General features: G+C 67.6%; 13 protein-coding genes and 1 pseudogene. 10 read left to right on the top strand and 4 right to left on the bottom strand.

Going from position 1 to position 14,799, the window contains the following annotated elements; all coding sequences use genetic code 11:
• Positions 1–250: pseudogene (locus tag BM388_RS11640) on the bottom strand (hypothetical protein); the annotation flags it as partial.
• 253 nt (positions 251–503) lie between these two features.
• On the opposite strand from BM388_RS11640, the gene BM388_RS11635 reads away from it, so the two are divergent.
• The 8 genes from BM388_RS11635 to tatC all read left to right on the top strand — a co-directional run bounded on the left by BM388_RS11635 (position 504) and on the right by tatC (position 6,157).
• Complete coding sequence (locus BM388_RS11635; RefSeq protein ID WP_089850322.1) at positions 504–887, top strand: gamma-butyrobetaine hydroxylase family protein; 384 nt, start codon at positions 504–506, stop codon at positions 885–887.
• A 337-nt stretch (positions 888–1,224) separates the two neighbouring features.
• On the top strand, positions 1,225–1,980 hold the full coding sequence (gene ubiE, locus BM388_RS11630; RefSeq protein ID WP_089850332.1) for a bifunctional demethylmenaquinone methyltransferase/2-methoxy-6-polyprenyl-1,4-benzoquinol methylase UbiE: 756 nt from the start codon (positions 1,225–1,227) through the stop codon (positions 1,978–1,980).
• Positions 1,981–1,987: 7 nt separating this feature from the next.
• Positions 1,988–2,659 carry a ubiquinone biosynthesis accessory factor UbiJ gene (locus BM388_RS11625; RefSeq protein ID WP_089850320.1) on the top strand — a complete coding sequence of 224 codons (672 nt, stop codon included), beginning with the start codon at positions 1,988–1,990 and terminating at the stop codon, positions 2,657–2,659.
• Entirely contained in the window at positions 2,656–4,278 is a 1,623-nt protein-coding gene (ubiB, locus tag BM388_RS11620; RefSeq protein ID WP_089850319.1) for a ubiquinone biosynthesis regulatory protein kinase UbiB, read from the top strand. Before BM388_RS11625 ends, ubiB begins: the two co-directional genes overlap by 4 nt.
• A gap of 24 nt (positions 4,279–4,302) precedes the next feature.
• Positions 4,303–4,638, top strand: coding sequence for a phosphoribosyl-ATP diphosphatase (locus tag BM388_RS11615; RefSeq protein ID WP_089850317.1), 336 nt, complete (start codon positions 4,303–4,305; stop codon positions 4,636–4,638).
• A gap of 53 nt (positions 4,639–4,691) precedes the next feature.
• On the top strand, positions 4,692–4,964 hold the full coding sequence (gene tatA, locus BM388_RS11610) for a Sec-independent protein translocase subunit TatA (protein ID WP_089850315.1): 273 nt from the start codon (positions 4,692–4,694) through the stop codon (positions 4,962–4,964).
• Between the two features lie 6 nt (positions 4,965–4,970).
• Positions 4,971–5,390, top strand: coding sequence for a Sec-independent protein translocase protein TatB (gene tatB / locus BM388_RS11605; protein ID WP_089850313.1), 420 nt, complete (start codon positions 4,971–4,973; stop codon positions 5,388–5,390).
• Positions 5,387–6,157, top strand: coding sequence for a twin-arginine translocase subunit TatC (gene tatC / locus BM388_RS11600; protein WP_089850311.1), 771 nt, complete (start codon positions 5,387–5,389; stop codon positions 6,155–6,157). Before tatB ends, tatC begins: the two co-directional genes overlap by 4 nt.
• Before the next feature lie 108 nt (positions 6,158–6,265).
• Here tatC and elbB read toward each other — a convergent pair whose 3' ends face one another.
• Positions 6,266–6,928: an isoprenoid biosynthesis glyoxalase ElbB gene (gene elbB, locus BM388_RS11595; RefSeq protein WP_089850310.1), complete on the bottom strand. Its 663-nt coding sequence runs from the start codon at positions 6,926–6,928 to the stop codon at positions 6,266–6,268.
• 224 nt (positions 6,929–7,152) lie between these two features.
• On the opposite strand from elbB, the gene hemB reads away from it, so the two are divergent.
• Together hemB and ppk1 are read left to right on the top strand one after the other, a co-directional pair.
• Positions 7,153–8,151 carry a porphobilinogen synthase gene (hemB, locus tag BM388_RS11590; RefSeq protein WP_390882404.1) on the top strand — a complete coding sequence of 333 codons (999 nt, stop codon included), beginning with the start codon at positions 7,153–7,155 and terminating at the stop codon, positions 8,149–8,151.
• 46 nt (positions 8,152–8,197) lie between these two features.
• Entirely contained in the window at positions 8,198–10,402 is a 2,205-nt protein-coding gene (gene ppk1, locus BM388_RS11585) for a polyphosphate kinase 1 (protein WP_089850306.1), read from the top strand.
• Positions 10,403–10,478: 76 nt separating this feature from the next.
• On the opposite strand, the gene BM388_RS11580 is transcribed toward ppk1, so the two are convergent.
• Both BM388_RS11580 and BM388_RS11575 read right to left on the bottom strand, forming a co-directional pair.
• Positions 10,479–12,452 carry an autotransporter domain-containing protein gene (locus BM388_RS11580; RefSeq protein ID WP_089850304.1) on the bottom strand — a complete coding sequence of 658 codons (1,974 nt, stop codon included), beginning with the start codon at positions 12,450–12,452 and terminating at the stop codon, positions 10,479–10,481.
• A gap of 222 nt (positions 12,453–12,674) precedes the next feature.
• Positions 12,675–14,798: a PhoX family protein gene (locus BM388_RS11575; RefSeq protein ID WP_089850302.1), complete on the bottom strand. Its 2,124-nt coding sequence runs from the start codon at positions 14,796–14,798 to the stop codon at positions 12,675–12,677.
• Position 14,799: the final 1 nt, after the last annotated feature.

The following is a 14,799-nucleotide window of genomic DNA, read 5'->3' as shown; positions in this document are numbered from 1 at the left end:
TGAACAGCAGAGGCTGCCCCGCGAAGCGCTGGCTCAGCTGGCGGATCAGCGTGTCGATGGCCGTGGGCTCATTGGCGATCTCACCACGAAACTCCGGCTCATGCCGTCCCGCCTCGGCGATGGATACCGCAATGCTGGCCTTATGCACATCCAGCCCGATATAGGCGGCATGGACGTCGCTGGCGGCGCTGAGCCGCTCGGCGGCAGTGCGCTCCACAACGACCTGCTGAGTTGCGTTAGACTGTGTCATGACCTGCCTCCCTCAATAGTGGCTCTGTGTTGTTGCCCAACCTCAACGTAACCCACGACGTTGAGGAGGGGCAGGTCAATCCATCATGTCTACGCTGAGGGCCAACGGGTAGCGCGGCGCCGGGAACCGCTCGTCGAGGAGGTCATTTGCCAGGGAAGGCAAATGTAGCGCCCAAGGATGGGTTCACAGCGCCTCCGACACGAGCGGTGACCGGTACAGCCGCTCACCGCCAACGCTGCTGCGGAGCCTTGCCATGACAGCCCCGATCCCCACCAACGTGCACTACCACCGCAAGGAGCGCGAGCTCGAACTCACCTATGCCGAGGGCGAGTCCTACCGGCTCTCGGTGGAGTACCTGCGCGTCTTCTCGCCCTCCGCCGAGGTGCGCGGCCACGGCCCGGACTCCGCCACCCTGCAGGTGGGCAAGAAGGACGTCGGCCTTGCGAACATCACTCCGGCCGGGCGCTACGCGCTGAAGCTGCACTTCGACGACGGCCACGACAGCGGCCTGTTCAGCTGGGATTATTTTTACGATCTGATCCGCCGCCGCGAGGCCAACTGGTCCGACTACCTGCGTCGGCTCGAGGAAGCGGGCGCCTCGCGGGAGCCGCTGGGCATCGAGATCAAGCAGCTGTAGCACACCAGAACGCCACGCAAGGCGCCGGGGCGGACCGACGAGGGGGTCCTACGCCATGGGTGAGGAGGACTCCTCCGAATGGGCTGGCCATGGATGGCCAGCACCGGCCCTGCGAGCGGAGCAGGATGCGAGAGCGCCGCAGGGCGTCGGTAGCGCCCAGGGAGGGGTTCACAGCGCCCCCTCGACGGTCCGGCCCCCCGGTGCCTAAGGCCGAGTAAGGCGCGCCCCGTCGCCCCAATCCCCGTCAAGACAATCGCCATGGGGGGAGGCTACAATGGCGCCCATCGGCGAGGCCGTCAGGCCTGCCCCCACCGCAGCGATTCGGGAGCCCCACGGCATGAGCGCCAGTGACAAGCACACCACCCACTTCGGCTATCAGGACGTCCCGGTCGAGGAGAAGGCCTCTCGCGTGGCCGATGTCTTCCATTCGGTCGCGGCGCGCTACGACATCATGAACGACCTGATGTCGCTGGGCATCCACCGCCTGTGGAAGCGCCTGGCCATCGAACGCTCCGGCGTGCGCCCCGGCCACAGCGTGCTCGACATCGCCGGCGGCACCGGCGACCTGACGCAGAAGTTCTCGCGCATGGTGGGGCCGCGCGGCCGGGTGGTGCTGGCCGACATCAACGAATCCATGCTGCGGGTCGGTCGCGACAAGCTGATCGACCACGGCGTCGGTGGCAACGTCGAGTACGTGCAGGCCAACGCCGAGTGCCTGCCCTTCCCCGACAACAGCTTCGACTGCATCACCATCGCCTTCGGCCTGCGCAACGTCACCGACAAGGATGCCGCCCTGCGCTCCATGGCGCGGGTGCTCAAGCCGGGCGGGCGCCTTTTGGTGCTGGAGTTCTCCAAGCCGGGCAATCCGCTGTTCTCCAAGGCCTACGACCAGTACTCCTTCCGCCTGCTGCCGAGGATCGGCGAGCTGGTGGCAAGCGACGGCGAGAGCTACCGCTATCTGGCCGAGTCGATCCGCATGCATCCCGACCAGGAAACCCTCAAGGCCATGATGGAGAGCGCGGGACTCGAGCGGGTCGAGTACACCAACCTCACCGGGGGCATCGTCGCCCTGCATCGCGGCATCAAGCTGTGAGGGCATGATGTCGCTATCTCCCACTCTGCTGCTGGCCGGTCTCGAACGCACCCTCAACGCCCTGCTCGCCCGGGATCCCGCGGCCCCGGGGCGGCTGGCCCGGCTGGCCGGCCAGCGCATCCTGCTGCGCCTGGAGCGGCCCGCCCTGGCGCTGGCCCTGCACTTCCATCCAGCGGGGATCGACCTGCTGCGCCCCGACCTGCCCGACGAAACAGACAGCGACGAGACCGCCTTCGACGAAGCGGGCTTCGACGCGGTGGTCGAGCTGGATGCCGAGACCCTCGGCGAGCTGCTCGGCGGCGCCTCCATCGAGCGTCTGATGTTCCAGGGCAAGCTCGCCGTGCGCGGACGCACCCACCTGCTCGAGGCGACCCGCGACCTGCTGTTCGATCTCGATCTCGACTGGGAGGGCGAGCTCGCCCGCTGGCTTGGCGACATGCCCGCCCATAGCCTGGCCGAAGGCGTGCGCAGCCTCTCCCAGTGGGGGCTGCGCACCCGCCAGGAGCTCTGCGCCGACGTCGGCGAGTACGTCTTCGAGGAGGCGCGCCTGCTGCCGGGGCGCCACCAGCTCGAGGCGCTGCGCGATCACATGACCGAACTGGAGATCGCCACCGACCGCCTCGAGGCCCGCCTGGCCCGGCTGCGCCGTCGCCTGGCCGCCGCGGAGGCGCCCTCATGATCCTGCGACTGGCGCGCATCGTCTGGGTGATCACCCGCTTCCGGCTCGATACCCTGCTGCCCCTGGCGCGCCTGCCCTGGTGGCTCAGAGCCCTGTTCACGATCTCGCCGCTGCGACTGGTGCCGATCGGCGAGCGCTCCCGGGGCGAGCGGCTGCGCCTGGCCCTGGAGTCGCTGGGCCCGATTTTCGTCAAGCTCGGCCAGATGCTCTCGACCCGGCGCGACCTGCTGCCTGAGGACATCGCCGACGAGCTGAAGCGCCTTCAGGATCAGGTGCCGCCCTTCCCCGGCCACCAGGCCATGGCGCTGGTCGAGGAGGAGCTCGAGATGTCGCTGGAGGAGGCCTTCGCCAACTTCGAGCCCGAGCCGCTGGCCTCGGCCTCCGTCGCCCAGGTGCATGCCGCGCGGCTGCACGGCGGCGAGGCCGTGGTGGTCAAGATCATCCGCCCGGGCATCGAGCGGGTGATGCGCCAGGACATGGCGCTGATGTATCGCTTCGCCAGCGTGCTGGCGCGGATCCCCGAGGCGCGCCGGCTGCGCCCCGTGGAGGTGGTCCGCGACTACGAATCCACGCTGTTCGACGAGCTCGACCTGACCAAGGAGGCCGCCAACACCTCCCAGCTCAAGCGCAACTTCAAGAATTCGCCGCTGCTCTACGTGCCGGCCATCCACTGGGAGCTGACCCGCCGCCGGGTGATGGTCCAGGAGCGGATCTACGGCGTGCCGGTGGCCGATACCGCGGCGCTGATCGCCCAGGGCACCGACCTCAAGAAGCTCGCCGAGCGCGGCGTGGAGATCTTCTTCACCCAGGTGTTCCGCGATAACTTCTTTCATGCCGACATGCACCCGGGCAACATCTTCATCTCCTACGAGCACCCCGAAGATCCCCAGTACATCGCCATCGACTGCGGCATCGTCGGCAGCCTCACCCGCGAGGACCAGGACTACCTGGCACGCAACCTGCTGGCCTTCTTCCATCAGGACTACTACGAGGTGGCCGCCCTGCACATCGAGTCAGGCTGGGTGGGCGAGGAGACCCGCGCCAACGAGTTCGCCGCGGCGGTGCGCACGGTGTGCGAGCCGATCCTCGAGAAGCCGCTCAAGGACATCTCCTTCGGCCAGGTGCTGCTGGGGCTCTTCCAGACCGCACGCCGCTTCAACATGGAGGTCCAGCCCCAGCTGGTGCTGCTGCAGAAGACCCTGCTCAACATCGAGGGACTGGGGCGCCAGCTCTATCCCGACCTCGACCTCTGGAGCACCGCCAAGCCCTTCCTGGAGCGCTGGATGAAGGAGCGCGCCGGAGCCCGCGGCCTACTGGAGTCCTTCAAGCGCCAGGCGCCCGAGCTTGCCCGCCACCTGCCCGAGCTGCCGGTGCTTGCCCACCAGGCGCTGTCTCGCGCCGAGCAGGAACATCGCCAGCGCCGTCGCCAGTCGGCCGCGATGGGCGATATCTCCCGCCAGCTGACGCGCCAGGGCGGTCGTCATCGGCGGCTGCGCCTGGGCCTGCTGCTGATCGTCGCCGCGCTGGCCTGGCAGCCGCTTTACGAGTGGGCCGCCGGCCAGCCCTGGCCGGCGCTCGCCGCCGCCGGCCTCGGCGTGCTGCTACTGGCCTGGAACTGACCTCAAGCAATGGAACCCTGCCCCATGAGCGATATACTGGACCGACTGCACGACGTGCTCGAACAGCGCCGCCAGGCCGATCCCGACAGCTCCTACGTGGCCGCCCTGCATCACAAGGGGCTCAACAAGATCCTCGAGAAGCTTGGCGAGGAAGCCACCGAGACGCTGCTGGCGGCCAAGGATGCCGAGCGCGGCGACGCGGCGGCGCAACAGGCGTTGATCGCCGAAACGGCCGACTTGTGGTTTCATAGCCTGGTGATGCTCTCGCACCTGGGCCTCGACCACGGGACGGTCCTGGATGAGCTGGCCCGCCGCTTCGGTGTCTCGGGACACGACGAGAAGGCCGCACGGCAACCATAGCGTCAACTGGCCCTTCCGGGCCTCCCCCGGAGCCCCAACCTGAGGAAGCAACTATGTTAGGTGGTATCAGTATCTGGCAGCTGCTGATCGTTCTCGGCATCATCATCCTGATCTTCGGCACCAAGAAGCTGCGCAACGTCGGCGGCGACCTGGGCGGCGCCGTGAAGGGCTTTAAGAAGGCCATGCACGACGAGGAGAAGGGCGAGAAAGAAGAGGACGAGCAGGCGGACGATCCCCAGGCCCGCGTCAGCCATGACGACGAGGGGGTCAACACCTACGACGTCAAGGCCGAGAAGAAGGCCGAGGACTCGGAAGAGCGCAAGTAAACCGCCATGTTCGATATGGGCTTTCTCGAACTGATGATCATCGGCGTGGTGGGCCTGCTGGTGCTCGGTCCCGAGCGCCTGCCCAAGGCCGCGCGCACCCTGGGGCTGTGGATCGGCAAGATCAAGCGCACGGTCTCGGGCATGCAGAGCGAGATCAGCGCCCAGCTCGAGGCCGAGGAGCTGCGCCAGAAGCTCAACGAGCAGCAGAAGAAGCTCGACGAGGGCGTCCAGCAGGTCAAGCGGGGCGTGGAGAGCATCGCCGAGGACGACGGCGGTACGTCCACCTCGAGCTCGCACAGCAAGGCCGCGCCCGCCGAGAAGCGCCTCGACGACGCCCTGGCCCGGGCCCGCTCGGGCAGCGAAGACGATGATCACCCGCGCTCCGCCGATGCCTCCACCGCCGACAAGGATTCCGCCTCCCGATGAGCAAGACCGGTGATCCCCAGGAACAGAACCAGGCCCCGCTGATCGAGCACCTCATCGAGCTGCGCTCGCGGCTGATGCGCGCGGTGGTTGCGATCCTGGTGATCTTTCTCGGGCTCTATGCCTTCGCCAACGACATCTACTCGTTCGTCGCCCAACCGCTGATGGCGCTGCTGCCGGAAGGCTCGCAGATGATCGCCACCGAGGTCGCCTCGCCCTTCCTCGCGCCCTTCAAGCTGACCCTGGTGGTGGCGGTGTTCGCCGCCATCCCCTACGTGCTGCATCAGGCCTGGGCCTTCGTGGCGCCGGGGCTCTATGACAACGAGAAGGCGCTGGCCCTGCCGATCCTGGCCTCCAGCATTGCGCTCTTCTACGGCGGCGCCGCCTTCGCCTACTACGTGGTCTTCCCGCTGCTGTTCCAGTTCTTCACCCAGACCGGGCCGGAGAACGTGGCGGTGATGACCGACATCAACCAGTACCTGAACTTCGTCCTCAAGCTGTTCTTCGCCTTCGGCGTGGCCTTCGAGATCCCCATCGCTACCTTCCTGCTGATCCTCTCGGGCGCCACCACGGTGGAGAGCCTGTCGAAGAAGCGCCCCTACGTGGTGCTTGGCTGTTTCGTCATCGGCATGCTGCTGACGCCGCCGGACGTCGTCTCCCAGAGCCTGCTGGCGGTGCCGATGTACCTGCTCTACGAGGTCGGCCTGCTGTTCGGCCGGCTGGTGCGCCGCAAGCGGGAAAAGGAGACCGGGGCAGAAGACGAGCCGTAAGCGTCGCGGCCAAGCGGCCATCACAGCATGATGACTCCAGCAAAAACCCCCAGCGGCACTTCGCCGACTGGGGGTTTTCCTTGGCGCTCGGCGCTTGATGCTCGGCGCTTACAGGTCCATCAGCTCGTCGATACGATCGACCAGCTTGAAGATGCCGGTCGCGGCCTCGCTGATGCGGGTCGCCAGCATGTAGGCCGGGGTGGTCACCACCCGGTTCTCGAAGTCCAGCACGATGTCCCCCACCCCGCAGCTGCGGTGCAGGCCGCCCATGGCGCTGATCGCGCCGGCGACGCCGGGATCGCTGCCCACGGTTACGGCGATGCCCGGGCCGAGCAGGCGCGGCACCAGCACCGGGCTAATGCACATCAGGCCGATCGGCTTGCGCGACTGGTGGAAGCCGGCCAGCGCCTCGGTCAGCGCCTCGATCACCTGCAGGCCATCGCCGGTCACGGCGAAGTCCGAGAGGTTCTTGGCGACGCCGAAGCCGCCGGGCAGGATCACCGCGTCGAACTCGTCGGCCTCGAGCTCATCGAGAGGAAATATCTCGCCGCGCGCCAGGCGCGCCGACTCGGTCAGCACGTTGCGGGTCTCACCCTCGACCGGTGCGCCGTGACGATGATCGATGACGTGGTGCTGCTCGATGTCCGGGGCGAAGCAGCGATAGCCCAGGCCCAGCTGATCGAGGCGCAGCAGGGTCAGGGTGGTCTCGTAGATCTCGGACCCGTCCTGCACTCCACACCCCGAGAGGATCACCGCCACCTGTTTGCTCATGCCTGTCTCCTTGAAGGTAGGCGCCTGGCGACGCCAGGCCCTGAAATCACAAGGCCTTCACTTTAGAGAGTCGGCGGGGGTGCGACAAGGCGCGACTTTCGACGCCTGTCGACACTGATATACTCGGAGGCAGTCGACCCCATGTCATCGTTTCGTCATCTTGCGCCGCCACTATCGACCTGTGGCGGCCCAGATCCCACTGCCGGAGAGACGCCTTGAGTTTCATGACCCCACGCCAGTTCCCGACCTCCCGCCCGCGCCGCATGCGCCGCGACGACTTCTCGCGCCGCTTGATGCGCGAGCACACCCTGACCGCCGCCGACCTGATCTGGCCGGTCTTCGTGCTGGAGGGTGAGGGCCAGCGCGAGGCGGTGCCCTCGATGCCCGGGGTGGAGCGCCTCTCGATCGATCTGCTGATCGAGGAGGCCCGCGAGGCCCATGAGCTCGGCATTCCGGCCATCGCGCTGTTCCCGGTGGTCGGCACCGAGCTCAAGAGCGAGCTTGCCGAGGAGTCCTACAACGCCGCGGGCCTGGTGCAACGCAGCGTGCGGGCCCTCAAGGCGGCGCTTCCCGAGCTCGGCGTCATCACCGACGTGGCGCTGGACCCCTACACCAGCCACGGCCAGGACGGGATCCTCGACGAGGCCGGCTACGTGCACAACGATCGCACCGTGGCCACCCTGATCAAGCAGGCGCTCTCCCACGCCGAGGCCGGCGCCGACGTGGTGGCCCCCTCGGACATGATGGATGGGCGCATCGGCTCGATCCGCCGGGTGCTGGAGCAGGAAGCGCTGGTCAACACGCGAATCATGGCCTATAGCGCCAAGTATGCCTCGCGCTACTACGGCCCCTTCCGCGACGCCGTGGGCTCCGCCGGCAACCTGGGCAAGGCGGACAAGACCACCTACCAGATGGATCCGGGCAACGGTGACGAGGCGCTGCACGAGGTGGCTTTGGACCTGGCCGAGGGCGCCGACATGGTGATGATCAAGCCCGGCATGCCCTACCTGGACGTGGTGCGTCGGGTGAAGGACGAACTGAAGGTGCCCACCTTCGCCTACCAGGTGAGCGGCGAGTACGCCATGCACATGGCCGCCTTCGAGAACGGCTGGCTGGAGGCGGACGCGGTCATCCTCGAGTCGCTGCTCTGCTTCAAGCGCGCCGGCGCCGACGGCGTGCTCACCTACTTCGCCAAGCGGGCAGCGCGGCTGCTCGCACGCTAGTCAACGGGAGGGTCGCGCCCCTTCCGCACGCTGACAGGGAGCTCCCATGGAAGAGACGCGCGACCCCATCCCCCGCCACGATGCGGACCATCCTGCCCAGGGCGGCGAACTGCCCGAGCCGCCCGCCCCGCGCCTGAACCAGACCCGCACCGGCATCAAGCCCAAGGCCCTGCCGGACCCGGAGGCTGACCTCACCGACCCCGGCCTCTACTTCAACCGGGAGCTCTCGCACCTGCAGTTCAACGTCCGGGTGCTGGAGCAGGCCCTCGACGAGGCCCACCCGCTGCTCAACCGGCTGATGTTTCTGCTGATCTTCTCGTCGAACCTGGACGAGTTCTTCGAGATCCGCGTGGCCGGCCTGAAGCACCAGGTGCTGCTGGGCGACGAATCCACCGGCGCCGACGGCCGCTCGCCCCGCTCGGTGCTGGCCGAGATCGCGCGGATCGCCCACGAGCAGGTGACGCGCCAGTACCAGATCCTCAACGAGGTCCTGATCCCCGCCCTGGAGGCCCAGCGGCTGCGCTTTCGCCGCCGCGGCGACTGGACCGAGGCCCAGCGCGCCTGGGTGCAGGAGTATTTCGCCACCGAGATCATCCCGGTGGTCAGCCCCATCGGCCTGGACCCCTCTCACCCCTTCCCGCGGCTGGTCAACAAGAGCCTCAACTTCATCGTCCAGCTCGAGGGCAAGGACGCCTTCGGCCGCGAGGGGGGCCTGGCCATCCTGCCGGCGCCGCGCTCGCTGCCGCGGGTGATCGCCCTGCCCGAGACGCTCTGCGAGGAGGGCTTCAGTGAATACGTCTTCCTGTCGTCGATGATGCATGCTCACGCCGAGGAGGTCTTCCCCGGCATGACGGTGCTCGGCTGCTACCAGTTCCGCCTGACCCGCAACGCCGACCTGTCCGTGGACCCCGAGGAGGTCTCCGACCTCGCCTCGGCGCTGCGCGGCGAGCTGCTGTCGCGCCGCTACGGCAGCGGGGTGCGCCTGGAAGTGGCCGACAACTGCCCCGACGATCTCGCCGACTTCCTGCTGCGCCAGTTCCAGCTCGAGGAGACCGATCTGTATCGGGTCGATGGCCCGGTGAACCTCACGCGCATGATGTCGGTGCTCGATGCCGTGGAGCGCCCCGAGCTGCTCTACCGCCCCTTCACGCCGGGCCTGCCCAAGTCGCTGCTCAAGGCCGACAGCCTGCTCGGCGTGATCGCCGAGGGCGACATCCTGCTGCACCACCCCTTCCAGTCCTTCACGCCGGTGGAGAAGATGCTCGGCGAGGCCGCCCGCGACCCGGACGTGCTGGCCATCAAGCAGACCCTCTATCGCACCGGCGCCGACTCCCCCATCGTCAACGCCCTGGTGGAGGCCGCCGGCAACGGCAAGGAAGTCACGGTAGTGATCGAACTGCGGGCGCGCTTCGACGAGGCCGACAACCTGGCGCTGGCCTCGCGTCTGCAGGAGGCCGGCGCCATCGTCATCTACGGCGTGATGGCCTACAAGACCCACGCCAAGATGATGCACATCGTGCGCCGCGAACGGGGCCGGCTGCGCCACTACGCCCACTTGGGCACCGGCAACTACCACTCCAAGACCGCCCGGCTCTACACCGACTACAGCCTGCTCACCGCCGACCCGGTGCTCTGCGCCGACGTGCACAAGGTCTTCCAGCAGCTCACCGGCATGGGCCGGGCCCGGCATATCGAAAAGCTGCTGCACGCGCCCTTCACCCTGCACGAGCAGATGGTGGCGCGCATCGACCGCGAGGCCGAACATGCCCGCAAGGGCAAGCGCGCCCACCTGATCATCAAGTGCAACTCGCTCACCGAACCCAAGCTGATCCAGGCGCTCTACCGAGCGTCCCGGGCGGGGGTGGAGTGCGATCTGATCATCCGCGGCATGTGCTGCCTGCGCCCGGGGCTGCCGGGCATCTCCGAGACCATCCGGGTGCGTTCGGTGATCGGTCGTTTCCTGGAGCACACGCGCGTCTTCCACTTCCACAACGACGGCAAGTCCGAGACCTGGGGCTCCAGCGCCGACTTCATGGCGCGCAACATGTTCCACCGGGTGGAGACCTGCTTTCCGCTGCTGGACAAGAAACTCGCCGCCCGGGTCCGCAAGGACCTCGAGACCTACCTGGTGGACAACTGCCAGAGCTGGCTGCTCGGCAGCGACGGCCTCTACGTCAAGCAGCAGGCCGGCGGTGCCGCGCCGATCAGCGCCCAGGAGACCCTGCTCTTCGCCTACGCCGCCCGGGCATGATGCCCGCGCCCTCTGGCCCAAACGCCGACAGGGCCCCTGTGCGGCAGGCTAAGGCCGAAGGGATACCCATCGCGCATCAGAACCGTCCTTCGATGGCGAACACGCTGCCCACGGCGGTATCGTCCAACGCTGTGCGCGCCACATAGGGCGTGACTGACAGGTGGAGGCGATCGTTGACGGCATAGGTCACGCGGGTGGACAGCACGCCTCGCGTTTGCTCGGTATCCGCGTCGAACGTCACGGTGCCGATGTAGTCCGCGGATGCGATGAGGGTGGGATCATCGTGCGCCAGATCCTGCTCGATTTCGGCATCGACCGACCACTGCACCGCATCTGACAGCGGCATGGCGTACCGAGCTCCCGCGAAGGCGCTGGTCAGGCGCTGCGTCGTCTCGGCGTAGCGGAACGGAAACGCCGCCTTGCGCTCGGTAAAGGCGCGCATCTTCAGGTCGCCATGCCGCAGACCGCCGTAATAGCCAACGTGCGACCGGCCCTCGAGCGGATGCGACTGACCAAGCTCAACGGCGGCGCTCCAGCCTTCGATACGGCTATCGCCCGTCGCGGCTTCGGTAAAGCCTAAGTCCTGACGGGCGGTGTCCACGTCGTAACGGTTCGCCGAGAGACTGCCGCGAAGGTACCGAGCCGCCGCTGCCCCGGTGTCGTGCCACTGCACGTATACGCCGCCACCGATATTGCCGTCACCGCGATCGACACTGCTGGGCAGATCCTCCCACAGGGCATGGCCCAGGGTGACGCCTGCCGACAGCCGATCCGTAAGCCCGTAGCCGACCGTCACGCTGCCTAGCGCATCGGTATTGCCGTCGACACCGCTCACGTCCGTCGCCGCCGAATAGCAGACGTCCCCGGCGCGGGAGACACGGCAACTATTTTGCAGCGTGTTGAGATCACGCCGGCGCAACTCCATCACCGCAAAGGCGTCATTCGCCAGCGCCGCTACGCTTCGGAGCGTACTGGCGACATCGATGATCACCGGTGACTCCGGAGGCTCATCGCTGAACTTCCACAGCGCGGCACGCTCGTCGCCGCTCGCGGTGGTGCTGCGGCCAACGATGACGGAACCATCGCCGGAGACGGCACTGGCGACGGCGGTATCCCCGCCGAGGGTTCCGATATCCTGCATGCCCTCCGCTTCCGTCCAACGAAAGGCGCGGCTATCACTGCCCGAGGAAAAGCTCTCACCAACGATGACCGCGCCGTCGTCCGACACGCCAAAAGAGAGGGAGTCGGTGTCGCCGGGCAAGACGCCGAGGCTCTGCATGCCCTGCGCCTCGGTCCAGCGGAAAGCGCGATCGTCATCGCTGGCCGTCAGGCTGAAACCGACGATCACGATGCCGTCGCCGGACACAGCCGTTGCCGACGAGAAGCTGCCGCCCAGGGAACCGAGGTCTTGCATGCCCTCGGAGGCCGTCCAGCGAAACCCGATGAAATCGCCATTCGCCCGCTCGCTTTGGCCAACGATCACGGCGCCGTTGGCCGATACATCGTTGGCGAAGGAGAACGCTCCCCCCAGAGTGCCAAGATCCACCATGCCGCTGGCAGCGGTCCAGCGGTACGCGCGGTCGACGTTGGCAGGTGTGCCGCTGAACCCCACGACCACGCTGCCGTCGGCCGAGACGCCGCTGGCCGCGGTGAAATCGCCGCCGAGACTGCCCAGGTCTTCCAGGCCGCCGGTAGCCGTCCAGCGGAAGGCCTGACTCCCGTCGGCATTCCGGCTCGTTCCGACAATCACGGCACCGTCGGCAGAGACCCCTTCTGCCGAGGAGGACGTTCCGCCCGGCAACGTGCCCAGATCCTGCATCATGCCGTCTTTCGTCCAGCGGAAGGCCCGTGTCCCCATCCCCGTGTCGCTATCGCCGACGACGACGGCTCCTCCTTGGGAGACATCGACGGCGAAGGACTCGCTGCCGCCGAGCGTACCGAGATCGGTGACGGTGAGCTCCTGAGCAAGGACGCCATGGGGCTCCAGTACGAAGAGAAGAACGGCGCCAATGCCGGCACGCAACGAAGGAACACAGCGTGTTTGGTTCATGATGACCTCGCGGCGCTTGGCAAGAGGGGATGCTCGGCGAGCGCACTCCACGGAGCACCACCGCCCCGACGCCAACCGATCATCTCTGACAGATTAGCAGGCAGCGAGAAAGAGGCCGTGGGCGATGTCGCACTGGCGTCGCGGCAGCGACCTGGCGGGCCCCTGAACGAGAAAGGCCCCTGCCGATGGCAGGGGCCTGCTTGCGAACGGAGGCGGCGAGGATCAGACGCCGATCGGCCCGCCATCGCGCTTCTGGATCACCACGGTCGCCGCCCGCGGACGCACGCTGCCCGACGCCGGCTCAGTCGCGTCCTGAGATGCCGGCCAGTTGCCCGGGTGCTGGATGTTGATGAACAGCGCCGTGCGATCCGGGGTGGCGAAGATGCCGGTCACCTCGGCGCCGTTGGGCCCCACGGCGAAGCGCTTGAGCCCCTGCTGGTTGCCCGTATTCACCACCGAAGGCGCATCCTCACCTGCCCCCAGGACGCCGGGCACCACCGCCAGCACCTGGTCGTTGGTGTGCTCGGCGACGCCTTCATAGCCGTTGTCGGTCTGGATCCACAGGATGCCCTCGCCCTCGCCGCGGTCATCGAACCACAGGCCGTCGGGGCTGGCGAACTGGTTGGCCTCGGTCAGGCCGGAGAGGTTGTCGGCATCGTCGGCCGCCGCGCCGAAGACGAACACCTCCCAGTCGAAGGCCGCCACGTCGTCACGCTCTCGCCAGCGGATGATGTGCCCGGCACCGTTCTCGGCACGCGGGTTGGCGGCGTTCACCGGCGCGGTGGCGAAGCCCACGCCCGGCTCGTCGAGCGAGCCGCCATCGTTGGTATAGGTCGCCGTGCTGCCGTCGCCGGTGCGCTTACTGTTATTGGTCAGCGTGAGGTAAACCTCACCGGAGGCAGGATCTACGCTGGCCCACTCCGGGCGGTCCATGGGCGTGGCGCCCATCAGATCGGCGGCGTCGCAGGTGTTGACGATGATGCCGGCCAGATCATCGGCGGCCAACCCCAGCGCCTCGTGCAGGGGACGACCATCACGCGAGCGGGCCTTAGGCGTCAGCGGCAGCCACTCACCGCGGCCGTCGGCCTCGAAGCGGGCGGCATAGAGGACACCTTCGTCCAGGTACTTGGCGCCGATGGCCAGGCGATCGTAGGCCTCGCCGGGACGATTGGCGTCGACCGGATCCCAGGCGGCGGCGGAGACGAACTTATAGACGTACTCGTTGCGGGCGTCATGGCCGGAGTAGAAGACCACCGGCTTGCCCGGCACGAGCTTGCCCAGCCAGCAGCCCTCGTGACGAAAGCGCCCCAGGGCGGTTCGCTTCACGGCGCGCTCGCCGGTATAGGGGTCGATCTCCACCTGATAGCCGAAGGTGCGCGCCTCGTTGCGGTAGTCGTCTAGCGCACTCGCCCCCCGCGGGGTGACTTCGAAACGCGCAAATTCCCCATCACGTTCGGAGGCATCGCCGGCGGAGGTCTCCCATCCATAGCGGCCACGCTCGGTGGGTATGCCGATGCGGGCATCATCGCGGAAGCGTGCTCCCGTGTTGACGAAGACGTTGGGCCAGTTCTCCTCGCAGGCCAGGTAGGTGCCCCACGGGGTGTAGCCGTTACCGCAGTTGTTGTTGGTGCCACGGCAAAGCACGCCTTCCGGCGAGAACGGCGTGCGCACATAGTCGCTGCCGGCGACAGGCCCGGAAAGCTCCATTTCAGTCGCACTGGTGAAGCGACGGTTGTAGGGCGAGCCGGCCACATGGCTCCACTGGCCATCGGCGGAGCGCGCCACCTCGACCAGGGTCACGCCGTGGGCGTTGATCTCGGTGCGCGACTCGTCGGCGGGACGAGCGCCTTCCTCGGCGTTGGTGGGCCCACCCTGAGGCGCCCACAGCGCCTGCTGGTCGATGTACTCGTTGTTGAGCGCCAGCACGAAGCGACGCGAGGCGCTCGAAGGCTCGAGCGCGAAGCCGTGCATGCCGTCGTGGTGCATGCCGACGCTCTCCGCCTGGCGCTGCGGGGTCATGGCCAGCCCCTCGTGCCACGCCGACGCCTGATCATGCAGCGGCGTGCCCCAGGGCACCAGCACCTGGGCGGTATAGCCGGCAGGGACCACCACGGCATCGGTGCGCGAGCCGCGCACCGACTCGAAGGCGAGGCTCAGCGGCGTCTTCTTCGCGCCGCCCGACGCCAGCGCCTGGGCAGCGCCGCCGAACCCCAACATCGAGGCGGCCGCCAACCCCAGGCCGCCGCGCATCACGCTGCGCCGGGAGACATGACGAGCGAGCACTGCGTCAAAGGGCTCATTGCTGCTGGGGTTCAAGACACGATGATCCTCGATTTCCTTGCTCATG

The organism is Halomonas saccharevitans (assembly GCF_900116405.1).
In the GTDB taxonomy this organism is placed as follows: domain Bacteria; phylum Pseudomonadota; class Gammaproteobacteria; order Pseudomonadales; family Halomonadaceae; genus Halomonas; species Halomonas saccharevitans.
The sequence above is the reverse complement of the archived record's forward strand: the minus strand, read 5'-3'. Positions and strand labels throughout refer to the sequence as shown.